The following is a 22,735-nucleotide window of genomic DNA, read 5'->3' on the forward strand; positions in this document are numbered from 1 at the left end:
CGGAATCGTCCCCTGCCTCGATTCCGACGCTCCCCCGACGATTTGACGGTCCGGCTCCCCCCCGGAGCCGGACCTCCGCGAGCTAATCCCCATGAGCCGCGCGTTCCGGCATTCTGTCAATGCGGGACGTGATCCAGCGGACAAAAAGTGCCGCTGGCATTAAAGTGCCAAGCATGGTGGATCGAGCCCTGGCCGGCGCGCTGCAGGTGACCCCCGCGACCCTGCGGCTCTACGAGCGCCTGCTCACCGTGGACGGGTCGAGCCTCGAGCAGGCGGCCAACAGCCTCAACCACACGCTCGGCGAGCTGACCGAGGCGATGGCGCCGCTGGTCGAGCAGGACATCGTCGCGGTGGTGGACGGCAGGATCCGGGTGCGCGGCCCGCAGGAGGCGCTGGGGCGGCTGCTGCTGCACGAGAGCCGGGTGCTGAGCGACGCGCTGGGTCGACTCACCCAGATCACCCAGGTGATCCCGAAGGCCGCGACGATGCAGCCCGAGTACTCCGAGCCCGGGACGCGGGTCGACGCCGAGGTGGTCGGCGGCTCGGACGTCGAGGCGACCGTCGTCTCGTGGGTGGAGCAGGGGAGGGGGGACGTGCTGATCCTCCGCCCGGACCAGTGGCTGCTGCCGAGCGAGCCGGAGATGTTCGCCGTGATCGCCCGGGCGATCCACGCGGGCAGGCGGATCCGCGCGATCTACCCGGTGCGCGCGATCAAGGAGGCGCCGCAGGTGCTGCTGGCCCGCGCCGCCGCCGGTGAGCAGGTGCGGGTGCTGCCGGAGGTGCCGACCCGGATGGCGGTGGTCGGCTCCGACCGGGCGATCTTCCCCGACCCGCCGGGGCACTTCGGCGAGCGCAGCGTGATGGTCCGTCACCCCGGGGTGGTGGCCCTGCTCACCGGCTACTTCGACGCCTTGTGGGACCGCGCGGTCGCGCTCCCCGAGCGCGGGGCGGGCGCCCACCTGTACGCCGAGCGCCGGCTGCTGCTGGCCGAGCTGGCCTCCGGCTCCCGGGACGAGCAGATCGCCCGCACCCTGGGTCTGAGCCTGCGCACGGTCCGGCGCCGGATCGCCGACCTGATGATCGAGCTCGGCGTGGACACCCGCTTCCAGGCCGGGGTCGAGGCCGCGCGGCGCGGTTGGCTCTGAGGGCGGAGGCTCAGGGCAGGAACATGGAGTACGCCGCGGGCTCCAGCCGCCACGTGCGCGAGCGCTCGGGCCCGTAGATCTCCCCGTCGGCCGAGGCGTAGAACGGCTCCCCGGAGACGGTGACACTCTGTCCGCGCAGGTAGGTCACGTCGTCGCGCTGCCGGTGCTTGCCGCGCGCCAGCTGGACGACGTACCCCAGCTTCTCCAGGAGCCCGACGGACCCCGAGATCATCACGTCGATCAGCCCGTCGCGGGCATCGGCGTCCGGGGTGAGCTCGGTGCCGCCGCCGACCGAGGTGCCGTTGCCGACCGCGACCATCAGCACGGGGCGGTCGAAGTCGTTGACCACCCGGCCGTCGACCTCGACCCGCAACCGCAGCTGCGGCGGCTTGACCGCCGCCTGGAGGGCGCCGATCGGGTAGCCCAGCTTGCCCAGGTTGACCTTGCCGGCGCCGATCGAGCCGAGCCGGCTCTTCCACAGCGCGCCGCGGCGGCTGGCCTGCGCGCTCGCCCCCAGGTGGACGCTGTTGACCACGATCCCGCCGACCTCGTCGACCAGCAGGTCGACCGGACGGGCCTTGCCGGTGACCAGCAGGTCGGCGGCCTCGGCCGGGTCCAGCGGGATGTTCATGGCGCGGGCGAAGTCGTTGCCGGTGCCGAGCGGCAGCAGGCCCAGCACCTTGTCCTTGAGCTCGTTGCGCCGGTGCAGCACCGACGCCACCGCGTGCAGGCTGCCGTCGCCCCCGGCCACCACCACCGGGCGGGAGCCGGCGCGGTGCAGCACGCCGTCGAGCTCGCCCGGGTTGGCGGTGGCGGCCACCTCGACCGACACCCTGCCGGCGAGCACGGACAGGGCGGCGTCGAGCGCCTCCTGGTCGGCGGTGCCGGCGTCGGAGTTGGTGATCACGAGGAACGAGTCCATGCGCCGGACAGTAGCGGAGCAGGCCCACCCCGATTCAACGGATCGGGGCGGCCTGGCCGGGTTTGGTAAGGTCTTGTCGCAAGAGCTCCGGTGCGCACTTGCGCCGGAGCTGTTTTCATGTGGCGCGCGGGTTGCCCCGTGCCACCACCGACGTCAGGGAGGGCTGAGATGCCCGCGATCATCATTCTGGGTGCCCAGTGGGGCGACGAGGGCAAGGGCAAGGCGACCGACCTGCTCGCCGCCTCGACCGACAACATCGACTTCGTGGTCCGCACCAGCGGCGGTCACAACGCCGGCCACACGATCGTGGTCAACGGCGAGAAGTTCGCCACCCACCTGCTGCCCAGCGGCATCCTCACCCCCGGCGCCACCTGCGTGATCGGCAACGGCGTGGTGGTCTCCCCCGAGGCGCTCTTCCGCGAGCTCGACGCCCTCCTCGAGCGCGGCGTCGAGCCGGCGCCGCTGGTGGTCAGCGCCAACGCCCACGTGATCGCCTCCTACCACTCGACGATCGACAAGGTCACCGAGCGGTTCCTGGGCAAGAACAAGATCGGCACGACCGGCCGCGGGATCGGGCCGGCGTACGCCGACAAGGTCAACCGCCTCGGCATCCGGATCGCCGACCTGTTCGACGAGAAGATCCTCACCGAGAAGGTCGAGGGCGCCCTCGACGTGCGCAACCAGCTGCTCACCAAGGTCTACAACCGGCGCGCCATCGAGGTCGAGGCGGTCGTCGAGGAGCTGACGTCGTACGTCGAGCGGCTGCGGCCGATGGTCGCCGACACGTCCCTGCTGCTCAACCGCGCGCTCGACGACGGCAAGACCGTGCTCTTCGAGGGTGCGCAGGCGACGATGCTCGACGTCGACCACGGCACCTACCCCTTCGTCACCTCCTCCAACCCGGTCGCCGGCGGCGTCTGCGTGGGCGCGGGCGTGGGGCCGACGCGGATCGACCGGATCATCGGCGTGATCAAGGCCTACACCACCCGGGTCGGCTCGGGTCCGTTCCCGACCGAGCTCTTCGACGAGGACGGCGAGAAGCTCTGGCGGGTCGGCGGCGAGGTCGGCGTCTCCACCGGTCGCGACCGCCGCTGCGGCTGGTACGACGCGGTGATCGCCCGGTACGCCACCCGCGTCAACGGCCTCACCGACCTCTTCCTCACCAAGCTCGACGTGCTCTCGGGCTGGGAGCGCATCCCGGTCTGCGTGGCCTACGAGATCGACGGGGTCCGGCACGACGAGATGCCGATGACCCAGACCGAGTTCCACCACGCCACCCCGGTCTACGAGTACCTCGACGGCTGGGCCGAGGACATCTCCGGCTGCCGCACCTTCGAGGAGCTGCCGAAGAACGCCCAGGCCTACGTCGAGGCGGTGCAGGAGATGAGCGGCACCCGGATCTGGGCCGTCGGCGTCGGCCCCGGCCGCGAGCAGACGGTGGTCGTCAACCCCTGACGGTCTGGGCCCTTGCCGGGCCGGCCACGTACCGACAGTATGTGGCCCATGTCACGCCATGATGCCGCCCTGTCCCGCCGTACCGTCGCGATCACCGGAGGGGCCCGGGGGATCGGGGCGGCCACCGCGCGCATCCTGCGCGACGCCGGCGCGGACGTGATCATCGGCGACCGGGACGTCGCCCACCTCGCCGAGGCGGCCGCCGAGCTGGGGGTGCGGCACCACCCGCTCGACGTCACCTCGCCCGAGCAGTGGGCCGACTTCGTCGCCGCCGCCGGCCCGATCGACGTGCTGGTCAACAACGCCGGGATCATGCCGGTGGGGGAGTTCCTGGCCGAGGACCCGGCGGTCAGCCGGCAGATCTTCGAGGTCAACACGTTCGGCGTCATCCACGGCACCCGCGCCGTGGCCCCGCAGATGGTCGAGCGGGGTCGCGGGCAGATCGTCAACATCGCCTCCGCGGTGGGCCGGGTCGCGCTGCCCAACGGAGCGTCGTACTCGGCCTCCAAGCACGCCGTGGTCGGCTTCACCGAGGCGATGCGCGCCGAGCTCGCCCCCGCCGGGGTCGAGGTGGGCATGGTGCTGCCGGTGATCGTCAACACCGCGCTCGGCGCCGGAGTGGCCCGCACCCGGGGCGTGCCCACGATGAGCGCCGAGCAGGTGGCCGAGGTCATCGTCGACGTGATCCGCCGCCCGGTGCCCGAGGCGTGGGCGCCGCGGTGGGGCCAGCCGGTCACCAAGGTCTCCCAGGCGCTGCCGCGCGGGTTCCAGAACCTGGCCCGCCGGCTGATGGGCGCCGACAACGTGCTCACCCACGCCGACCCCGGCGTCCGGGCGGCGTACGAGGCGGAGGCCCGTCGGGCCTGACCAGCGGGCGGCGTGCCGCACGGGTCGTCTCCGCGACTAGGGTTGCTGCACGTGAAGACCCTCGTGATCGGCACCGGCGGCCGCGAGCACGCGCTGGCGCTCGCCCTCTCCCGTGACCCCCTGGTCACCGAGGTGCACGCCGCGCCCGGCAACCCGGGCATCGCCGGGGTGGCCACCCTGCACCCCGTCGCCCCGATGGACGGCGAGGCGGTCGCCGACCTGGCCGAGCGGCTGGGCATCGACCTGGTCGTCGTCGGGCCGGAGGCGCCGCTGGTCGCCGGGGTCGCCGACGCCGTCACCGAACGCGGGATCGCCTGCTTCGGGCCGAGCCGCGAGGCCGCCCGGCTCGAGGGCTCCAAGGCCTTCTCCAAGGAGGTGATGGCCGCCGCCGAGGTGCCCACCGCGCGCTCGCGGGTCTGCGAGTCCCCCGAGGAGGCCGCCGCCGCGCTGGACGAGCTCGGAGCGCCGTACGTCGTCAAGGACGACGCGCTCGCGGCCGGCAAGGGCGTCGTGGTCACCAACGACCGGGTCGAGGCCCTGGCGCACGCGGCCGCCTGCGGCCGGGTGGTGGTCGAGGAGTTCCTCGACGGCCCGGAGGTCTCGCTCTTCGCGGTCTGCGACGGCGGGATCGCGCAGCCGCTGCAGCCGGCCCAGGACTTCAAGCGGATCTTCGACGGCGGGCTGGGTCCCAACACCGGCGGCATGGGCGCCTACTCCCCGCTGCCCTGGGCGCCCGCCGACCTGGTGCCGACGGTGATGGCCGAGGTGGTGCAGCCGACCCTGGACGAGATGGCCCGTCGCGGCACGCCGTTCCGCGGATGCCTCTACGTCGGCCTCGCGCTGACCAGCGCCGGGCCTCGGGTGATCGAGTTCAACTGCCGGTTCGGCGACCCCGACGTACAGCCCGTGCTGGCGCTGCTGGACTCCGGCCTCGGCGAGCTGCTGCTCGCCGCCGCGCGGGGCGAGCTCGACCGGGTGCCGGCCCCGCGGTTCCGCGAGGGCGCCTCGGTGAGCGTGGTGATGGCCTCCGCGGGCTACCCCGAGTCGTCGTCGAGCGGCGACGTGATCGTCGGCACCGAGACCCTGGACGCCGACCCCGACGTGGACGTCGTCCACGCCGGCACCGCGCGCAGCGAGTCCGGTGAGCTGGTCACCGCCGGCGGCCGGGTGCTGGCCGTGCGGGCCGTGGGCGCCGACGTGGCCGACGCCCGGGCCAAGGCCTTCGAGGGGATCTCCGCGATCTCCTTCCCCGGCGCGCAGTGGCGCCGCGACATCGCCGCAGAACCCCTGGGGGTCGTCGAGGGCGCCGCCGCCCTCGCCCCCACCGACGAGGAGAACCGATGACCGTCCCGAACGTCCTGGCCACCCGCTACGCCGGCGCCGACCTGGTGGCGATCTGGTCGCCCGAGCACAAGATCGTGCTCGAGCGGCAGCTGTGGGTCGCCGTCCTCAAGGCCCAGCGCGACCTGGGGATCGCCGTCCCCGACGGCGTGGTCGAGGCCTACGAGGCGGTCGCGGCCCGGGGCGAGGAGGCCGTCGACCTGGCCTCGATCGCCGAGCGCGAGCGGGGCACCCGGCACGACGTGAAGGCCCGGATCGAGGAGTTCTGCGCGCTCGCCGGCCACGAGCACATCCACAAGGGGATGACCTCGCGCGACCTGACCGAGAACGTCGAGCAGCTGCAGGTCAAGCAGTCCCTGGCGCTGCTGCGCGACCGGGCGGTCGCCACCCTCGCGCGCCTCGCGCGGCTGGCCGCCGAGCACGAGACCACCGTGATGGCCGGCCGCTCCCACAACGTCGCCGCGCAGGCGACCACGCTGGGCAAGCGGTTCGCCACCGTCGCCGACGAGATGCTGATCGGCGTGCAGCGGGTCACCGAGCTGCTCGCCCGCTACCCGCTGCGCGGGATCAAGGGCCCGATGGGCACCGCCCAGGACATGCTGGACCTGCTCGACGGCGACGCCGGCAAGCTCCAGCAGCTCGAGGAGCGGGTCGCCGCGCACCTCGGCTTCGACCAGGTGCTGACCAGCGTCGGCCAGGTCTACCCGCGCTCGCTGGACTTCGACGTCCTCTCCGCGGTGGTCCAGCTGGTCGCCGGCCCCTCCAACCTGGCGACCACGATCCGGCTGATGGCCGGCATCGAGCTGGTCACCGAGGGGTTCAAGGAGGGCCAGGTCGGCTCCTCGGCGATGCCGCACAAGATGAACACCCGCTCGTGCGAGCGGGTCAACGGGCTCGCGGTGATCACCCGCGGCTACCTGTCGATGGTCGGCGAGCTGGCCGGCGACCAGTGGAACGAGGGCGACGTCTCCTGCTCCGTGGTCCGCCGGGTCGCGCTGCCCGACGCCTTCTTCGCCGCCGACGGCCTCTTCCAGACCTTCCTCACCGTGCTCGACGAGTTCGGCGCCTTCCCCGCGGTGATCCAGCGCGAGCTGGACCGCTACCTGCCGTTCCTGGCCACCACCAAGGTGCTGATGGCCGCGGTCCGGGCCGGTGTCGGCCGCGAGGTGGCCCACGAGGCGATCAAGGAGGCCGCGGTCGGGGTGGCGCTGGACATGCGCCAGGGGCAGGTGGAGAACGACGTCTTCGACCGGCTGGCCGCCGACTCCCGGCTGGGCCTGAGCCGCGAGCAGATCGACGGGCTGGTCGCGGAGCCGATCGAGTTCACCGGCGCCGCGGTCGCGCAGACCCAGGAGGTCTGCCGGCGGGTGGCCGCGCTGGCGCAGCAGCACCCCGCTGCCGCGGCGTACAGCCCCGGCGCGATCCTCTAGGCGCCGGCGCGGCGGCGAGGGATCCCCGCACAGCCGGGGATCCCCGTGGTTGGCGCGGGTTACGACACGTGCCAACCCGCAGGAAACCGTGCCAGGTCCGAGCGTGAACTGACGGACGGTGCAACGATCCCCACGGTGCCGGACACGTGGGGAGCATGGGGATGGGAGACGGACCGCCGCCGGACGGCGAACGCTTCGCCAGGCTGTACGGCGACCACTTCGACGCCGTGCTCGGCTACGCGCTGCGGCGCACCGACCGCGCCGAGGACGCCGCCGACGTGGTCGCCGAGACCTTCCTGGTCGCCTGGCGCCGGTTGCGCCACGTGCCGGACGACCCTGCGGCCAGGCCGTGGCTGTACGGCACCGCCCGCCGGGTGCTGGCCAACCAGCGCCGCGGCGACCGGCGTCGTACTCGGCTCGGTGAGCGGCTGCGCCGTGACCTCGCCCTCGCCGTCCCCGACCTCAGCGACGCGGTGGTCGTGCACGACGCGGTGGACGCCGCCATGGCGTGGCTGAGCGGTCGCGACCAGGAGGTGCTGCGACTGCACCTGTGGGAACGACTGGAGTCCCGCGAGATCGCCGAGGTGCTCGGGCTCCCCGTGACCGTGGTGCGCCCGCGTCTCTCCCGGGCCCGCGCCAGGCTGCGGGACCTGCTCGGCAACGAACCGCCCCCGGTCGGACATCTCCCAGTCATGACCCAGGTCCCGCACGCGAAGGAGGAGCGATGACACGCAGGCTGACCGACGAGCAGGTCTCCCGGCTGCCCCTCGCCGCGGCTCGGGCCGAGCTGATGGAGGCGATCATGGAGCAGGACGCGGCGCGCGACGAGACGGTCCGGTCCAGGGTGCGGGGATGGGGAGCCGTCCTGGGGTCGGCGGCCGCCGTCGCCGCGGTGGCGACCGGGACGCTCCTGTTCCCGGGGGCGGGCAGGGACGGCGGGGGACAACCCGGTCCGGCCGCCGAGCCCTCGTCCGCCACGAGCAGCCTGAGCAGCGCCCCGAGCGCCCCCGCGGCTCCACTCCTGACGCCGGCTCCCGTCGGCAGTCGGGAGTGGGTGGTGCCGGCCACCGGGGGCTGGAGGGTCACGTCCGTCTCGGACTACGAGTGGAGCGAGGTGTCGTTCGCGAAGGGCCGACAGCGGTTCACCGTCTCGCTGTCTCCCGCCGCGGATCGCGACTCCTACGTCGAGGACCGCAGCTACCTCGACTACCCGCGGCGCGACCCCGGCACCAGCGTGCAGGTCCTCGGCGGCGAGGGGCTGATGTGGCCCTACTCGTCGCGCGACCACACGATGATCGGCCAGGTCGAGGGCGATCACTACCCAGAGGTGCGTGGCTCGCGGATGAGCCGCGCCGCCTTCCTGGCACTCCTCGACGACCTGGTCTGGGTTGATGACGAGACCTTCCAGGCGCTGCTGCCGGACGAGGGGTACGTCGACGAGGAGTCCCGGTCCGCCGTGGTCAAGGAGATGCTGGGCGGCATCCCGCTGCCCGACGACCTGGACCCGATGATGCTCCCGAACGACCCGGTCCGCTCGATCGACAGCGGGGCGATCAGTCGCTATGGCACGGGTGTCGACGTCGTGGGGGCGGTGGCCTGTGCGTGGATCGAACGCTTCGCTGCGGCGGAGGAGTCCGGCGACCAGGGGGCCGCTGAGGAGGCCCGCGAGGCGTTGGCGACCAGCCGTGACTGGCCGGTCCTCGAGGAGATGAGGGCGGAGGGGGACTACCCAGAGGTGGTCTGGGACTACGCCGACGAGGTGCAGCGCGGTCGGGTGCCGGCGGGGTACCGGGAGGGTCTGCACTGCGAGGGGCCCCGCTAGGGATCCCCGCACAGCCGGGGATCGCGCGGGTTGGCACGGCTTACGACGCGTGCCAACCCCAAGGAACCCCGGCTGTGCGGGGATCGCCAGTCCGGGCGGAGCCGCGATCGAGGTCATGCATATATGATCTACGAACGCATCCGCGGGAGGTCGGCTCCCGTCGACCACAGGAGAGCTCGTCATGACAGTCGCCGAGGCGGACGGGGCGAGGATCGCCACCCGGGAGAGCAAGGGGGTCCGGTTCGCCCTGGTCCTGCCCTCCACCAACACCTCCGTGGAGCGCGAGCTGCACCACCTGCGGCCGCAGGACTGCTCGTGGCACACCGGGCGGATCATGATCAAGGCGCCGGCGCTCGACTCCTCCGACGCGTTCGGCGCCTTCCGTGAGTGCCTCAACGAGGCGCTGCCGGACGCGCTGACCGTGGTGATGACCTGCAAGCCCGACTACGTGGTGATGGGGATGTCGGCGGAGACCTTCTGGGGCGGGGTGGCCGGCAATGCGGCGTTCGAGCAGGGGGTCCGGGAGATGACCGGCCTCGAGGTGACGACGGGCGCCACTGCCGCCGGCGAGGCGCTCAAGGCGTTCGGTGCGCGGCGGATCGGTGTGGTCACGCCCTACCAGCCGGTCGGGGACGAGCAGGTCGTCGCCTACTTCACCGAGCTGGGCTACGAGGTCGCCGCGATCACCGGCCTCTGCTCGGAGTCGGCCACCTCGATCGCCGACGAGACCCCGGAGACCCTGCGCGAGGCCTTCCTGTCCGTGGACGGGCCGGACGTCGACGCGCTGATCCAGTGCGGCACCAACCTGGAGTGCGTCGCGGTGGCCGCCGAGCTGGAGCGCGAGCTGGGCAAGCCGGTGATCGCGATCAACGTCGCCACCGCGTGGCACGCGTTCCGGGTCAACGGGATCGCCGACAAGATCCACGGCCACGGCTCGCTGCTCGAGCTGCACTGAGCTGACTGAGCGGCAAGGACGCCGGTCGCCGACCTGGCGGCCGCACCGAGAGAAGAGGACGCACATGTTCAACCACGTGGGCCACCTGACCCTGTCCGAGGACGTCACCGACGCCCAGGTCGAGGGGATCGTCGACGGCTTGCTCGCCCTGCCCGGTCGGATCCCGGGACTGGTGGCCGCCGAGGTCGTCCGCGACGCCGGACTGGGGGCGGGCAACGCGCACCTGCGCTTCCACATGCGCTTCGACTCCCGGGAGGACTGGGAGGGCTACCGGATGCACCCCGAGCACGTGTCGGTGGTCAAGGAGCGGATCGCGCCGGCGCTGGCGGGCAAGGCCTTCGTGCAGTACGACGACGCCGAGGTCCGCACGTCGTCCATCTGAGATCCCGCACCCAGAGTCAGACAATATATGATCTATGAATGGCCTTCTCTACGATCACCGACCTTGACGTCGCCTCCGCCCAGCAGCGCAGTCGTGAGCTGCTCGACCGGCTGCTCAGCACCGACTCGCAGACCTACGTCACCGGGCCGCGCGGCACCGGGGCGGGGCAGCGGGTCCTGGTGCTCGGCGGCACCGGCTACATCGGCCGCGCCCTGCTGCCGGAGCTCGCTCGCCGGGGCTATGCCCCGGCCGTGCTTGCCCGCTCTGCCGGGGTGAAGGACGAGCCCGAGTTCGCCGACGTCGAGGTCGTGGTGGGCGATCCCACGCGCGCGCAGGACGTGCTGGACGCGGTGGCCTCCGCCCCGACGTCGGTGGTCGTCTCGCTACTCAGCGGCCGTCGCCCCAACGACGCGGAGGAGTGCCGCCTGGTCGACCACGAGGCCGTGGTCAACGGGATCAGGGCCGCGGTCGAGCACCGGGTGGAGCAGTTCATCCACGTCAGCGACTTCGGCGCCTACCGCCCCGAGCTCATCCCGCAGGTCTACAAGCTGCAGGTCGAGGGTGAGCTGATCGGGCAGCACCACGGCCCGCTGCCCTGGACGATCATCCGGCCGACCGCGTACTACCCGTACCTCTCGATGACGTTCGGCGACGTCAAGAACGGCGAGAAGTACCGCATCTTCGACCACGGCGAGTACAACGTGGTCAACCCGATCGCCCGCGAGGACCTGGCCGAGTTCATCGTCAACCAGGTCCTCGACCCGGACGCGCTGGGCCGGGTCCTGCCCGTGGGCGGCCCCTGGGCGCCGGACAACGTGGTCACCCTCAAGGCCGCAGGCCAGATGATGTTCGACGTGACCGGGCGCGAGCCCGACTGGGACGTCGTCCCGATGGCCGCGTGGGACAAGAAGATCGCCCGGCTCACCCGGATGGGCAAGGTGGTCAAGAAGCTGGAGCCGGTGGCCTACTACCTCGAGGCCGCCAAGTACTGGTCGGTGGTCGACCACGTCGCCCCGGCGTACGGCGAGCGCACGCTGCGCGGGTTCATGGAGAAGCTCAAGGACCGCGAGTTCCCCACCGGAAGCTTCCGGGAGCGGATGAAGAGCGGCACGAACCTGATGCCCACCGACGTCTGAGGGACCTGGCGGACCCTCAGACGCCGGTGCCGGAAGGGGGCATCAGAAGGCGGTGGTGCCTGGCTTGATCACGCCGAGCACCGCCGCCAGCACCACCATCGCCCAGATGCCGTACACCCAGGGCTCGCTGCGGCGGATGGAGCCGACGATGCCCCGCTCGACCTCGGGAGTCGAGCCGGTCGTCATCAGTGCTCCGAAGGCCGGCCCGAACGGGCGCAGCGCCCGGCGGATCATCACGCCGCAGAGGATGCACAGGCCGTAGGCGAGCACCTTGGCGCCGAGCCACCTGGGGTTGGTGTCGACCCCGAACGGCTCCGAGGCCAGCAGGGCGTAGCCGCCCACGACGACCAGCGCCGCCGAGAGCGCCCAGCGCACGTAGAGGTCTGCCTGGTGGTAGACGTGCCCGCGGCGGCTGTCACCGCCGCGGGCCTCGAGCAGCGAGACGGTCAGCCAGGTCAGCGTGCCGACCCAGGCCAGCGCCAGCATCCACCCGGTCAGGAAGAACTCGTCCCCGAGCGGGCCGTAGTACATCAGGGTCAGGCCGCTGGCGCCGAAGAGGATCAGCGACACCCGAGGTGCCAGGTCGCAGCCGACCATGATCTTGGCGGCCACCGCCCGGGTCTCCGGCTGCAGCTCGGGTTTGATGATGAACCGGCTGGAGTAGTAGACGCCGAGGTCGCCCCCGAGCCAGTACACGAAGAGCAGGATGTGCAGCAGGATCGCCAGGGTGTGGCCGTTGAGGCCGTGGGCTACCTCCACCTCACATCCCGTCGCCGTCCCAGCGCCCGCGGGAGCGGCTGCGCACCGGGAGGCTGGAGATGATCGGCGCGGGGATCGGGTCGCCCTTCTTCCAGGGCCGGCCCTGGCCCCAGTTGTGGGCGCCGGCGTCGGTGCGCTCGTCGGCGTGCTCGGTCTCCCGGCCGCTCCAGCCCCAGTCGAGGTCGATCATCTCGCGCGCCTGCGGCTCGTGGGTGTGCTCCTCGTCGGAGTGGGTGTGCCCCTCGTCCGCATGGTCGTGCGAGTGGTCGTGGTCGTGGTCGTGCGAGTGACCCTCGTGGCCGCCGTGCCCACCCTGGAGGTTGAAGGCGTCGAGCGCCTTGGCGATCGCGATCGCGGACCGGTCGGCGCCGGAGCCGTGATGCCTGACGGGAGCGTCGTAGCGGTCCTGGTCCTTCTGGAACTGCCACGAGGCGGTCAGCTGGCGCATGTCCTCGTCGGTGCGCCACGGCTGCGCCAGGTCGTGGGTGGAGCTCGACCACCGGAGGGCGGGGTGCGGGCTGTCGTCGAGTCCCTCGGGTCCGTAGTTGACACCCTCGCCGCCCCAGCGCACCCACTCGTTCTGGGTGTACCAGTTGGCCAGCTCGCCGTCGGAGCGCAGCAGCCAGGTCGCGCCGCCCTCCATGGTGGTGAAGTGCCCGTGCTTGACCCGCGCCGGCCGGAAGAAGTAGGTCCCGAGGTCCAGGGTGCCGAAGTTGTACTCCATGTGGCCCTGGGTGGTGTACGCCTCCTCGTAGCAGGGGTGGTGGGCGAGCCGGTGGTCCGCCCAGCCCTCCTGCGCATGCACCAGCCGGGTGTAGAAGCCGGTGGTCGGGTCCACGTGGAGGTACTTGATGAAGAGGCCCGGCATCGGCCCCGGGTTGGGCACGGCGTCCCAGCTCATCGCCTCGGAGTCGATGACGATGACCTCCTCGCGCGCGTCCTCCCAGGCGGACGCCGCGGCCGGCGAGTCGACCGGGTCGAAGCCCGCGTCGCCGTACTCGCGGTAGTGCAGGATCTTGGTCCCCTCGGCGATCCGCAGGTAGTCGTTCGGGACACCCTTCGGGGCGTACACGTAGCCGCCCTTGCCGATCGTGCGGCCGCCGTAGTCGATCTCGCCCTCGAGCACGTAGTACTCGGTGTTGGCGTGGTGGATGCCCGGGCCTCGGCCCCAGTCGGTGTGGAAGTCCACGCGCAGCGACGAGGAGCCGTCCTCCTCGTCCACCGAGAGGCGGCGCTCGCTGGCGCGCCCCTCGCCGCCGGGCAGCTCAGCGCCATGCCAGACGTAGTCGTCTTCCTGGATCAGTTCCACGTGGGGTCGCACGTAAGCCTCCGTCGCTCGAATGAAAATATATGATATCTAACCATGGGTCTGGGTGCCGACCACGGAGGTCGGGGCCACCAGGTCGCGCTTGAGCACCTTGCCGCCCGCGTTGCGTGGCAGGACCTCGATCGGGTACCAGCGGCGCGGGATCTTGTAGCCCGCCAGCTGGGCGCGGCAGTGCTGCGCGAGGGCCTCCCCGTCGAGGTCGGCCCCGCCCTGCAGCACCACGTGGGCCACCACCGTCTCGCCCCAGTGCTCGTCCGGCTCGCCGACCACGGCGCTCTCCACCACGCTCGGGTGGGTGGCCAGCACCTCCTCGATCTCCCGGGGGTAGACGTTGGTGCCGCCGGAGATGATCAGGTCCTTCTTCCGGTCCACGACGGAGATGAAGCCGTCCTGGTCGCGCACCGCGATGTCCCCGCAGGTCACGAAGCCGTCCTCGGTGGTGCAGGCCGCGGTCGCCTCGTCGTCGTCCAGGTAGCCGTTCATCAGGTACGGCGAGCGGCTGAACAGCTCGCCGGGCTCGCCGGGGTCGACCTCTCGTCCGGCCGCGTCGACGATCCGCACCTGGGTCAGGTACCACGGGTGGCCGACCGAGCCGGGGCGCTCGCGCATGTGGACGGGGCGCAGGTTGGTGATGATGCCCGACTCGGTGGAGCCGTAGAGCTCGTGCACCCCGCAGCGGGGGAAGCGCTCCATCACCCACTCCTTCAGCTCCCAGGGCAGCGCCGCGGCGTTGAAGTAGAGGGTGTCCAGGCTGGACAGGTCGCGGCTCGCGAACGCCTCGTCGCCCAGGGCTCGGAGCCCCTGGGCATGGGTCGGGATGAGGAACGCCGACTGCACGCGGTCCCGCTCGACCAGGTCGAGGAACGCCGCGGGATCCCAGCGGCCCAGCATGCTGACCGTCCCGCCGGTGTGCACCGGTGCGTAGCCGAAGGCGAACCCGGCGCCGTGGTACATGGGGGCCACGGCCGCGGAGACCCGGCCGTTGTCGAGGCCCCACTCCAGCGCGCTCACCATGAAGGTCAGCGCGCGGCTGCGGTGCGAGATCACCACGCCCTTGGGCCGGCCGGTCGTGCCCGAGGTGTAGGCGATGCAGAACGGGTCGCGCTCCTCGACCTCCACGGCCGGGTCGGCCGGTGCCGCCTCCGCCAGGGCAGACTCGTACGCGTCACCCGTCGCGGAGCCCCCCAGGCGGAGCAGGGGGAGGCCGTGGGAGTCGGCGTGGGCGTCGACGATCGGCGCCAGAGCCGCATCCAGCACGATCATCCGGCTCCCGCTGTGCTCGAGGACGTAGCTCGCCTCGACCGCGGTGAGCCGGGGGTTGAGCGGCACCATCACCAGACCGGCCTTGGCGATCCCGGCGGCCACCTCGGGATACTCCAACCGGTTGCCCAGCAGCACGGCGACCCGGTCGCCGGGGGAGAGGTCCTGGGCCAGGAGGTGCTGGCCGAGCCGGCTCGAGCGGTCGTGGACCTCGGCGTAGGTCAGCCGTTGCTCGCCGTCGATGACCGCCGTCGCGTGCGGCGTCGCCGCGGCGTACTCACGCAGGCCGCTGACGATGGAGAGCGCTGATCCGCCGGACTGGATGGCCATGTGAGTCTCCTGGGGTGGGTGGGGTCAGGCGGAGGGGAACCAGCCGGCGCGGCCGAGCATCGCCGGCGCCTGCGGGAGGCCGAGCTCCTCGGCGATCCAGGTGCCGGTCGCGGCGACCTGTGCTGCGTCGGGGCCGCCGGAAAGGTCCGAGCGCACGCCGATGCCGCTGCGGGCAAGCAGGTAGAGGAGGTCCTCGGTGGCGATGTTGCCGGTGGCGCCCGGGGCGAAGGGGCAGCCGCCGATGCCGCCCGCCGAGGCGTCGAGCACCGTGACGCCGGCGGCGACCGCCGCGACGGCGTTGGCGTACCCGGTGTTGCGGGTGTTGTGGAAGTGCGCCCGCAGCGTGACGTCGGGGTCGAGGGTGCGCAGCCCGGTGACGATCTCGGTGACCTGCGCCGGGACCCCGACGCCGATGGTGTCCGCGATCGCGAGCTCGTCGGGACCGGCCTCGAGGCAGCCACCCGCCACCTCCAGGACCCGCTCGACGGGAACCTCGCCGTCGAAGGGGCAGCCGAAGGCTGCAGCGATGATCACGCTGACACGCAGGCCGGCCGACCGGGCGTCCGCCGCGATCGCGCGCCAGGAGTCCAGCTGGGCTGCGGTGTCGACGCCCTGGTTGCGCAGCGCGAGGCCGTCCGAGGCGACGACCACGGCGGTGACCTCGTCGCAGCCCGCCGCGACCGCGCGGTCCAGGCCGCGGGGGTTGAGCACCAGCCCGATCCGGCTGAGCCCCGGCTCGTCGCGCAGCTCGGCCAGCAGCGCCTCCGCGTCTGCCATCTGGGGCACCCGGTCCGGCCTGGCGAAGGCCGTGACCTCGACCCGGCGGATCCCGGCCGCGAGGCTGCGGCGGACCAACTCGGCCTTGGTGCCGGTCGGCAGCACCCGACGCTCGTTCTGCAGGCCGTCGCGAGGTGACACCTCGACGACCTCGACTTGAGGCGCCTCGCTCTGCTGCTGTGCCGGCACGTTGCCCACCCTTCGAAGAGACCTGTCGACTAGAAGATATCGGATATATGATCCACCCATGGAGAGTGCGGTGCAAGCAATGGGGTCCCTGTCCGGCGTCCGGGTGATCGAGGCGGGTCAGCTCTTGGCGGGGCCGTTCGCAGCCACGCTCATGGGCGACCAGGGAGCCGACGTGATCAAGGTCGAGTCGCCTGGAACGGGCGACCCGATGCGCACGTGGGGCCGGGAGAGCGTCGACGGGGCCTACCTGTGGTGGCCCGTGGTCGGCCGCAACAAGCGCTCGGTCACCCTCAACCTGCGCGAGCAGGAGGGGCAGGAGCTCTTCCTCCAGCTGGTCGCGACCGCCGACATCGTGGTGGAGAACTTCCGCGCGGGCACGTTGGAGAAGTGGAACCTGGACTACGAGCGGCTGCGTGAGGTCAACCCGCGGATCATCCTGGTCCGCGTCTCCGGCTACGGACAGACCGGTCCCTACTCCCGACGGGCCGGCTACGGATCGATCGGCGAGGCGATGGGCGGCCTGCGCTACATCACCGGCGAGCCCGACCGGCAGCCCTCGCGCACCGGCATCTCCATCGGCGACTCGCTCGCCGCGATGCACGCCTGCATCGGCGCCCTCGCGGCGCTGCGGCACCGCGACGTCACCGGCGAGGGCCAGGTGGTCGACAGTGCCATCTACGAGGCGGTGCTGGCGATGATGGAGTCGACCGTCACCGAGTGGGACGTGCAGAAGTACCAGCGCGAGCGCACCGGTGCGATCCTGCCCAACGTCGCGCCGTCCAACGTCTACCCGACCTCCGACGGGCAGCTGATCCTGATCGCGGCCAACCAGGACTCCGTCTTCGGCCGCCTCGCCGCGCTGATGGGCGAGCCCGAGCTCTCCGCTCCTGGCAGCGTCTACGCCGACCACGTCGGGCGGGGGGACCGTCAGCAGGAGCTGGACGACCACATCTCGCAGTGGACCGGCCGGTACGACGCCGACACGCTGCTCAAGCTGCTGCACGAGGGCGGGGTGCCGGCCGGTCGGATCTACAAGGCCGAGGACATGATCAGCGACCCGCACTTCCAGGCGCGGGAGGCCATCGTCCAGGTCCCCGACGACACGTTCGGCCAGCTGCGGATGCAGAACGTCGTGCCCAAGATGTCGGCGACCCCGGGCTCGATCCGGTGGACCGGGCCGGCGCTCGGGGCGCACAACGACGAGGTGTACGGCGGCCTGCTCGGACTCAGTGCCGAGCAGCGGGCCGGCCTCGCCGAGCGCGGAGTGATCTGACCCCGATGGAGCCGAGCGGGTCACAAGCAGGCGCAGGCGACGGCGCCGATGACGGGCGCGCCGAGGACTACGCCTCGGTCGGCTTCGCGAGCAGGATCGGACCCGGCGCTGCCCCCGCGGTGGTGGTCGTCGACGTCTGCCGCGCCTACCTGGCCGGGGGGCCGTTCAGCGACGGCCAGGGCCGGTTCGAGGCGGCCCGGGCCAGCGCGGCCCGCGTCGTCGCCGCGGCCCGCTCCGCCGGGCGGCCCGTCGTCTTCACCCGGGTGGTGCTCGCGCCCGGCCTGCACGATGCCGGCTGGTTCGCGGTCAAGGTCCCGGGGCTGGAGGCCTTCGAGGAGGGCTCGGAGTGGATCGCGTGTCCGCCCGACCCGGCCCCGCTGCCCGGCGAGACGATGGTGACCAAGCAGTACGCCTCCGCGTTCTTCGGCACCAGCCTGGCCAGCACCCTGCGGGCCTCGGGCGTCGACACCACGATCGTGGTCGGCTTCTCCACCAGCGGCTGCGTGCGCGCCACCGCCCTGGACGCGCTGCAGCACGGGTTCCGCCCGCTCGTCGTCCGTGAGGCCTGCGGCGACCGGGACGCCGCCGCGCACGACCAGAACCTCTTCGACCTCGACGCCAAGTACGCCGACGTCGTCTCCGAGTCTGACGCCCTCGACTACCTCTCGACCTTCCAGGAGCCCGCATGACCCAGCACGTCACCGTCACCGTCGTCGACCTCGACTCCGAGGAGCTGGTACGCGGTCAGCACGCGATCGCGGGAGCGGCGCAGCCGGCCGCCATCGTGATGCTGGGCGCCGACCCTTCGGCGGGGACCCGCACCGTGCTGGTGGAGTTCCCCGACGGCTGGAGCCGTGAGGCCACCGGTCATCAGCCTGCCGGCGAGGAGATGGTGGTGCTCTCCGGCGCGCTGACGATCAGCGGACTGACGTGCGGCGTCGGCCAGTCGCTCGTGGTCGAGCCGCACGCCACCCGGTCGGCCACCTCCACCACCGACGGCACGCGCGCCGTGGTGTGGTTCTCCGGTCCGGGTGGCGGCTGGGCCGACGGTGAGGCCGAGCAGGCGGGCGCCGCCGAGGTCCTCGCGGCCGACGAGACCCTGGACCGCGGGCCCCGTGCCGGCCTCGTCGGCACCCTGCGCGGGCTGGCCTCGGCGGCCGGGCTGGTCTTCGACACCGACGTGGACGTGCTGTGGCCTCAGGCCCGACGCTGGGCCGACGTCCCGGCCGGTACGCCGGTGCCCGACGTCGCGGGGCCGGCGATCGTGCACACCCGCTGACTGCACCCGCTGACTGCACCCGCGGCCGGACCCCACCGGGGACTCATCGAGGGTTCGGCAAAGGCTCAGTGGGAGGACGACGCCGAGGCCCGCGCGGCGTCGGCGTCGTAGGAGCCGCGCACCAGCCAGAGGAGGACCACGGAGAGGAAGAGCGGCGGGATCAGGAAGAGCATCCCGTACCCGATCCAGCCCGTCACGTCCGACATCGCGCCGACCAGCAGCGGGCCGAAGGCGCCGCCCAGGGTGGTCAGGAACTGGAGCAGGGCGAACCCCATGCCGCGGCTCGCCGCCGGGACGACGTTGGCAGCGGCCGCGGTGAGGTTGGGCATGGCCCCGGCGAAGCCGGCGCAGGCGAGGGCGACCATCGCCATCCGGAGCCCGACCCCCGGGAGCAGCACCGCCAGGCTCAGGCCGATCGCGCCCACCAGCAGGCAGACGGTGGAGAGCCTGATCCGCCACCCCTCCGACTCGTGCCGGTCCCCGAGCCGGGACCCGATGATGATGCCGATCACGATGCCGGTGCCTCCCACCCCGCCGGCCAGCCCGGAGGCGGTGTCGGTGTCGAGGTCCTCGAGCCGCTCGAGGAAGGTGGGCAGCCAGTAGAAGAGCCCGGCCACCCCGAGGGCGAGCATCGCCTGCGCCAGGATCACCCCGCGCAGGGTGCGGATCCGGAGCAGCTCCTTCGCGTCCGCCCAGAGACTGGCGCTGGAGACCGAGAGGTCCACGTGCGCCTCGGACTCGGGCGGGGCGACGCCGGTCCGCTGGGCGCGCAGCCGGTCGATGGTGTCGCCGAGCCCGCGGACGGGCTCCTTCACCGTCAGCATCAGGGCGGCGATGAACAGGCCGGGGACGGCCGCGATGAAGAAGACCGCCCGCCAGTCCAGGGCCTCGGCCACGGCGCCGCCGATGATCACGCCCGCGGGGAGCCCCATGTAGTAGCCGGCCCGCTCGAAGCCGTACGCCTTACCCCGGCTGCGGTTGGGGTAGTAGTCGGCCAGCAGGCTGGAGGCGGGCGGGTTGTAGAGCTGACCCGCGGCTCCGATGGCGATCCGGACCATGAAGAACATCAGGAACGTGGTCGCGAGCCCGCTGAGCACCGAGCAGAGCGACCAGACCAGGACGACGATCACGATCGTCCCCACCCGTGGGGCCCGGTCTGCGAGGCGGCCGGCAGGGAGCAGCAGCACTGCCGCGGCGATGCTGGCCGCGGTCGGGATCAGGCCGCCCACCGTGTCGCTGAACCCGAAGTGGTCCTGGATGACGGGCAGGGCGCCGGCGATCAGGTTGATCTCGACCCGGTCGATGAAGGCGACCAGGGCGATCGCGATCGCCGGCCACCAGCCGAACGGCGCGTCCCGGTCGAGGTCGACCTCCTGCTCGTCGCCGCGGGCGTGCACCCGCAGCCGGGCCGAGCCCCCCTGGTGGAGCAGGGGCTCGTCTGGCTGGATGTCCGTCATGACGATCTCCTCTGCTCAGCGCCGGACGGCGCTAGGATGCCTGGATCGTACAAGATATACAGGATTGGGGTGCTGAGGATGGTGCGTGTGGCCGCCGTGCAGTACGCCGTGGGTGAGGACGTCGGGGCCAACCTCGAGACCGCCCTGCGGATGATCGACAGCGCGGTCGCGCAGGGCGCCGAGGTGGTGGTGCTGCCGGAGTTCGGCAACCACGTCTCCTGGTACGCAGACCGCGAGCACGCTCACCGGCACGCCGAGACCCTGGACGGCGAGTTCGTCGCGGCCCTGGCGGGCCGGGCGGAGAAGCACGCGATCCACCTGATGGCCAACGTGACCCTGGCTCGCAAGGACGGCCGGGTCGCGGGCAGCAACCTCCTCTTCGGGCCGGACGGCGCGATCCTGGCGGTGAGCGACAAACAGGTGCTGATGGGGTCCGAGCGCGACCACCTCGACGGAGCCGTCGACCGGGCCGGTGTCGTCGAGACCGCGATCGGCCGCGTGGGGCTCTACTCCTGCATGGACGGGGTGATCTTCGAGACGCCGCGCACGCTCGCCGTCGAGGGCGCCCAGCTGCTGCTCAACAGCCTCAACTCCTTCGCCCTCGACGAGGCCTCCCTGCACGTGCCGGTGCGTGCCGCGGAGAACAAGGTCTGGGTGGTGGCGGCCAACAAGGTCGGGCCGCTGGTCCCAGAGCACAGCATCGAGAAGGTGGCGTCCCAGGTCGGCGTCCCGGTCGACCGGCTGCACGGCGCGGGGGAGAGCCAGGTGGTCGCCCCCGACGGCACCGTGGTGGCGATCGGGCCGCGTACCGGGGAGGCGGTCGTCCTGGCGGACATCGATCTGTCCCTGGCCGACGACAAGACCCGGCCGGACGGCACGGACGTGATGGCCGCACGACGCCCGCAGGTGTACGCGCCCCTGGCCGCCGAGCCGCGGGGTCGTCGGGCGCCGGCGGGAGCCGAGGAGATCCGGGCCTGCGCCCTCGCGCCGACCGCCCGCGACGACGTCCCGGCTCTGGTGGCCGCCGCGATCGCCGGAGGCGCCGACCTGGTGGTGCTGCCCGAGCTGGCCGCCCACCCCGACGGCCTGGCGGGGGCTCCCGCGGACCCGGCCCTGGCCCCTGAAGCGCTGTGCCGGGCGCTGGCCGGAACCAGCACCCTGGTCGTCTCCAGCGCGCTGGACGCCGACGGCGCTCATGTGGGTGTCGTCGTCTCGGCCGCCGGCGTCGAGCTGGCCCAGCCGCAGCTGCACCGCAGTCGTCGCCACGGCGAGCTGACGGTGGCGGCGCTCCCCGAACCCGCCATCGCGGTGCATGAGGCGCCCTGGGGCCGGTTGGCCGTCGTGGTCGGGGACGACGCCCTCTACCCCGAGACGTTCCGGCTCGCCGCGCTCTCCGACGCCGACGTGGTCGCCGTCCCCTTCACCGTGGCCGAGCCGCACGACCTGGACCTGCTGCTGCTGGAGCGGGCTGCGGAGAACCGGTTGAACCTCGCCGTCTCCGCGCGTGCCGGCCGGCTCGGCGGGGCGGCTCTGATCCCGCTCTCGGCCGACTTCACCTTGTGGGGCGCCTGGCGCAACCCGTTCGCCGGGGTGATCAGCCGCCCCGAGCTGCTCACGGCACAGGGCCCCCTCGTCGTGGGCACGCTGAGGCCTGCGTGTGCCACCAACCGGTTCGTGAGCAGGGGTACCGACGTCGTGGACGGCCGTCCCTGGCAGCTGCTCGACGCGCTGGTCCGGTAGCGGACGCCGCGCGCGGGGTCAGCCGGCGGAGGCGGCCTCGCGAGCGGCCAGGGCCTCGAGCAGCGCGGCCTCGGTGCTCTCGAGGTGGGCGATCCAGGCGGCCTTCAGCTGCTTGGCCTTGCCTGTCCGGGCGAGGTCGAGCAGCTCGCGGTGCTCGTCGATACGTCGCTGCTGGGTCTCGGGGTGGTGGTCGAGGTCCTGCATCAGCAGGTGCAGGTAGCGGTCGGAGGCCTTCCACAGCAGGCTGAGCACGTTGGCGTCGGCCGGCCCGATCGCGTCGTGCAGGACGGCCTCGTGGAAGGCGTGGTGCTTCGCGGCCAGGGAGGCGGGCTCGCGCTCGATGCCGATGTACTCGGCCAGCGCCTCCTCGGCCTCGGCCAGCCTCTCGTCGGAGAACCGCTTGGCGGCCCGGGAGATCAGGTCGCCCTCGATCAGCTTGCGCAGCGCGTAGATGTTGGCCAGCTCTTCGCTGGTCAGCGTGGCGACCAGCGCCGAGCGCCCGGGGCGCAGACTGATCACGCCCTCACTCTCCAGGCGGCGCAGGGCCTCGCGCACCGGGATGTGGCTGATGTCGAAGCGCTGGCAGAGGTCGACGATCGACACGGTGGAGCCGGGCGCGAGGTCGCCGTTGAGGATCGCGCGGTGCAGCTCGTCCGTCACGCGGTCGACGAGCGAGTGGTGCGCGATGGGGCGGACGCCGTTGGCAGCACTTGCGCGTGGACTCATCTGGTGCTCCCAAGGACATGTTGGCGGTGGTACTGCTGCAGCCACCGGACAACGATCATATATTCCGCGGCCCCGGAACTCCTCCATCATCCACCCGGCATCCCCTCGCTCCCAAAACAGATATCGTATATTCTCCTATCAGGAGGTGCCGAGTGGTCGACAC

General features: G+C 72.2%; 21 protein-coding genes. 14 read left to right on the forward strand and 7 right to left on the reverse strand.

Annotated features, from left to right (window positions below):
* Positions 1-173: 173 nt before the first annotated feature.
* Complete coding sequence (locus H8838_RS02110) at positions 174-1,145, forward strand: response regulator transcription factor (RefSeq protein ID WP_181309747.1); 972 nt, start codon at positions 174-176, stop codon at positions 1,143-1,145.
* Between the two features lie 10 nt (positions 1,146-1,155).
* On the opposite strand, the gene H8838_RS02115 is transcribed toward H8838_RS02110, so the two are convergent.
* The gene (locus tag H8838_RS02115; RefSeq protein ID WP_224766331.1) at positions 1,156-2,067 is read right to left on the reverse strand and encodes a diacylglycerol/lipid kinase family protein; all 912 of its coding nucleotides are present in this window, start codon (positions 2,065-2,067) and stop codon (positions 1,156-1,158) included.
* A gap of 168 nt (positions 2,068-2,235) precedes the next feature.
* Between H8838_RS02115 and H8838_RS02120 the strand changes: the two genes are divergently transcribed.
* The 9 genes from H8838_RS02120 (at position 2,236) to H8838_RS02160 (ending at position 11,455) form a co-directional block, all read left to right on the forward strand.
* Entirely contained in the window at positions 2,236-3,522 is a 1,287-nt protein-coding gene (locus tag H8838_RS02120; RefSeq protein WP_185995311.1) for an adenylosuccinate synthase, read from the forward strand.
* A gap of 48 nt (positions 3,523-3,570) precedes the next feature.
* Positions 3,571-4,389, forward strand: coding sequence for an SDR family oxidoreductase (locus H8838_RS02125; RefSeq protein WP_185995310.1), 819 nt, complete (start codon positions 3,571-3,573; stop codon positions 4,387-4,389).
* Between the two features lie 42 nt (positions 4,390-4,431).
* Positions 4,432-5,733 (forward strand): phosphoribosylamine--glycine ligase, encoded by a 1,302-nt coding sequence (purD, locus tag H8838_RS02130; RefSeq protein ID WP_397181514.1) that lies wholly within the window; start codon positions 4,432-4,434, stop codon positions 5,731-5,733.
* Complete coding sequence (gene purB / locus H8838_RS02135; RefSeq protein ID WP_185995308.1) at positions 5,730-7,160, forward strand: adenylosuccinate lyase; 1,431 nt, start codon at positions 5,730-5,732, stop codon at positions 7,158-7,160. Before purD ends, purB begins: the two co-directional genes overlap by 4 nt.
* Positions 7,161-7,321: 161 nt before the next feature.
* Entirely contained in the window at positions 7,322-7,888 is a 567-nt protein-coding gene (locus tag H8838_RS02140; RefSeq protein ID WP_185995307.1) for an RNA polymerase sigma factor, read from the forward strand.
* Positions 7,885-8,982, forward strand: coding sequence for a hypothetical protein (locus tag H8838_RS02145; RefSeq protein ID WP_185995306.1), 1,098 nt, complete (start codon positions 7,885-7,887; stop codon positions 8,980-8,982). The genes H8838_RS02140 and H8838_RS02145 overlap by 4 nt, the downstream gene beginning before the upstream one ends.
* Positions 8,983-9,163: 181 nt before the next feature.
* Positions 9,164-9,937 (forward strand): maleate cis-trans isomerase family protein, encoded by a 774-nt coding sequence (locus tag H8838_RS02150; protein ID WP_181309735.1) that lies wholly within the window; start codon positions 9,164-9,166, stop codon positions 9,935-9,937.
* Positions 9,938-10,001: 64 nt separating this feature from the next.
* The gene (locus H8838_RS02155) at positions 10,002-10,319 is read left to right on the forward strand and encodes a Dabb family protein (protein ID WP_181309733.1); all 318 of its coding nucleotides are present in this window, start codon (positions 10,002-10,004) and stop codon (positions 10,317-10,319) included.
* Between the two features lie 38 nt (positions 10,320-10,357).
* Complete coding sequence (locus tag H8838_RS02160; RefSeq protein ID WP_181309731.1) at positions 10,358-11,455, forward strand: NAD(P)H-binding protein; 1,098 nt, start codon at positions 10,358-10,360, stop codon at positions 11,453-11,455.
* A 42-nt stretch (positions 11,456-11,497) separates the two neighbouring features.
* On the opposite strand, the gene H8838_RS02165 is transcribed toward H8838_RS02160, so the two are convergent.
* Genes H8838_RS02165 through H8838_RS02180 form a run of 4 tightly spaced genes read right to left on the reverse strand, consistent with a single transcriptional unit; the run spans position 11,498 to position 16,097 of the window.
* A complete protein-coding gene (locus tag H8838_RS02165) occupies positions 11,498-12,214 on the reverse strand; it encodes a hypothetical protein (RefSeq protein ID WP_219923869.1) in 717 nt (238 codons plus the stop codon).
* A 1-nt stretch (position 12,215) separates the two neighbouring features.
* On the reverse strand, positions 12,216-13,523 hold the full coding sequence (locus H8838_RS02170) for a DUF4437 domain-containing protein (protein WP_181309729.1): 1,308 nt from the start codon (positions 13,521-13,523) through the stop codon (positions 12,216-12,218).
* Positions 13,524-13,571: 48 nt separating this feature from the next.
* Positions 13,572-15,131: a class I adenylate-forming enzyme family protein gene (locus H8838_RS02175; protein WP_185995305.1), complete on the reverse strand. Its 1,560-nt coding sequence runs from the start codon at positions 15,129-15,131 to the stop codon at positions 13,572-13,574.
* A 24-nt stretch (positions 15,132-15,155) separates the two neighbouring features.
* Complete coding sequence (locus H8838_RS02180) at positions 15,156-16,097, reverse strand: hydroxymethylglutaryl-CoA lyase (protein WP_219923868.1); 942 nt, start codon at positions 16,095-16,097, stop codon at positions 15,156-15,158.
* 58 nt (positions 16,098-16,155) lie between these two features.
* Here H8838_RS02180 and H8838_RS02185 point away from each other — a divergent pair, with 58 nt between their 5' ends.
* Genes H8838_RS02185 through H8838_RS02195 form a run of 3 tightly spaced genes read left to right on the forward strand, consistent with a single transcriptional unit; the run spans position 16,156 to position 18,649 of the window.
* The gene (locus H8838_RS02185; RefSeq protein ID WP_181309724.1) at positions 16,156-17,370 is read left to right on the forward strand and encodes a CaiB/BaiF CoA transferase family protein; all 1,215 of its coding nucleotides are present in this window, start codon (positions 16,156-16,158) and stop codon (positions 17,368-17,370) included.
* Positions 17,371-17,375: 5 nt separating this feature from the next.
* Positions 17,376-18,059, forward strand: coding sequence for an isochorismatase family protein (locus H8838_RS02190; protein ID WP_181309723.1), 684 nt, complete (start codon positions 17,376-17,378; stop codon positions 18,057-18,059).
* Positions 18,056-18,649, forward strand: a complete 594-nt coding sequence (locus H8838_RS02195) for a hypothetical protein (protein WP_185995304.1) — start codon at positions 18,056-18,058, stop codon at positions 18,647-18,649. The genes H8838_RS02190 and H8838_RS02195 overlap by 4 nt, the downstream gene beginning before the upstream one ends.
* A gap of 65 nt (positions 18,650-18,714) precedes the next feature.
* Here H8838_RS02195 and H8838_RS02200 read toward each other — a convergent pair whose 3' ends face one another.
* Positions 18,715-20,106 (reverse strand): MFS transporter, encoded by a 1,392-nt coding sequence (locus H8838_RS02200; protein ID WP_185995303.1) that lies wholly within the window; start codon positions 20,104-20,106, stop codon positions 18,715-18,717.
* An 87-nt stretch (positions 20,107-20,193) separates the two neighbouring features.
* Here H8838_RS02200 and H8838_RS02205 point away from each other — a divergent pair, with 87 nt between their 5' ends.
* Complete coding sequence (locus tag H8838_RS02205; RefSeq protein ID WP_263458200.1) at positions 20,194-21,846, forward strand: nitrilase-related carbon-nitrogen hydrolase; 1,653 nt, start codon at positions 20,194-20,196, stop codon at positions 21,844-21,846.
* A gap of 18 nt (positions 21,847-21,864) precedes the next feature.
* Here the strand turns inward: H8838_RS02205 and H8838_RS02210 are convergent, their stop codons facing one another.
* A complete protein-coding gene (locus H8838_RS02210; RefSeq protein ID WP_181309715.1) occupies positions 21,865-22,572 on the reverse strand; it encodes a GntR family transcriptional regulator in 708 nt (235 codons plus the stop codon).
* Positions 22,573-22,735: the final 163 nt, after the last annotated feature.

Origin of the sequence: Nocardioides campestrisoli (genome assembly GCF_013624435.2) — a bacterium.
GTDB classification, from domain to species: Bacteria; Actinomycetota; Actinomycetes; order Propionibacteriales; family Nocardioidaceae; genus Nocardioides; species Nocardioides campestrisoli.

What these genes read in the sequence shown, in the direction of transcription:
- H8838_RS02110 (WP_181309747.1), top strand. Translation starts at nt 174, where the DNA reads ATGGTGGATCGAGCCCTGGCCGGCGCGCTGCAGGTGACCCCCGCGACC.
- H8838_RS02115 (WP_224766331.1), bottom strand. Translation starts at nt 2,067, where the DNA reads ATGGACTCGTTCCTCGTGATCACCAACTCCGACGCCGGCACCGCCGAC.
- H8838_RS02120 (WP_185995311.1), top strand. Translation starts at nt 2,236, where the DNA reads ATGCCCGCGATCATCATTCTGGGTGCCCAGTGGGGCGACGAGGGCAAG.
- H8838_RS02125 (WP_185995310.1), top strand. Translation starts at nt 3,571, where the DNA reads ATGTCACGCCATGATGCCGCCCTGTCCCGCCGTACCGTCGCGATCACC.
- purB (WP_185995308.1), top strand. Translation starts at nt 5,730, where the DNA reads ATGACCGTCCCGAACGTCCTGGCCACCCGCTACGCCGGCGCCGACCTG.
- H8838_RS02140 (WP_185995307.1), top strand. Translation starts at nt 7,322, where the DNA reads ATGGGAGACGGACCGCCGCCGGACGGCGAACGCTTCGCCAGGCTGTAC.
- H8838_RS02145 (WP_185995306.1), top strand. Translation starts at nt 7,885, where the DNA reads ATGACACGCAGGCTGACCGACGAGCAGGTCTCCCGGCTGCCCCTCGCC.
- H8838_RS02150 (WP_181309735.1), top strand. Translation starts at nt 9,164, where the DNA reads ATGACAGTCGCCGAGGCGGACGGGGCGAGGATCGCCACCCGGGAGAGC.
- H8838_RS02155 (WP_181309733.1), top strand. Translation starts at nt 10,002, where the DNA reads ATGTTCAACCACGTGGGCCACCTGACCCTGTCCGAGGACGTCACCGAC.
- H8838_RS02160 (WP_181309731.1), top strand. Translation starts at nt 10,358, where the DNA reads ATGGCCTTCTCTACGATCACCGACCTTGACGTCGCCTCCGCCCAGCAG.
- H8838_RS02175 (WP_185995305.1), bottom strand. Translation starts at nt 15,131, where the DNA reads ATGGCCATCCAGTCCGGCGGATCAGCGCTCTCCATCGTCAGCGGCCTG.
- H8838_RS02185 (WP_181309724.1), top strand. Translation starts at nt 16,156, where the DNA reads ATGGAGAGTGCGGTGCAAGCAATGGGGTCCCTGTCCGGCGTCCGGGTG.
- H8838_RS02190 (WP_181309723.1), top strand. Translation starts at nt 17,376, where the DNA reads ATGGAGCCGAGCGGGTCACAAGCAGGCGCAGGCGACGGCGCCGATGAC.
- H8838_RS02195 (WP_185995304.1), top strand. Translation starts at nt 18,056, where the DNA reads ATGACCCAGCACGTCACCGTCACCGTCGTCGACCTCGACTCCGAGGAG.
- H8838_RS02200 (WP_185995303.1), bottom strand. Translation starts at nt 20,106, where the DNA reads ATGACGGACATCCAGCCAGACGAGCCCCTGCTCCACCAGGGGGGCTCG.
- H8838_RS02210 (WP_181309715.1), bottom strand. Translation starts at nt 22,572, where the DNA reads ATGAGTCCACGCGCAAGTGCTGCCAACGGCGTCCGCCCCATCGCGCAC.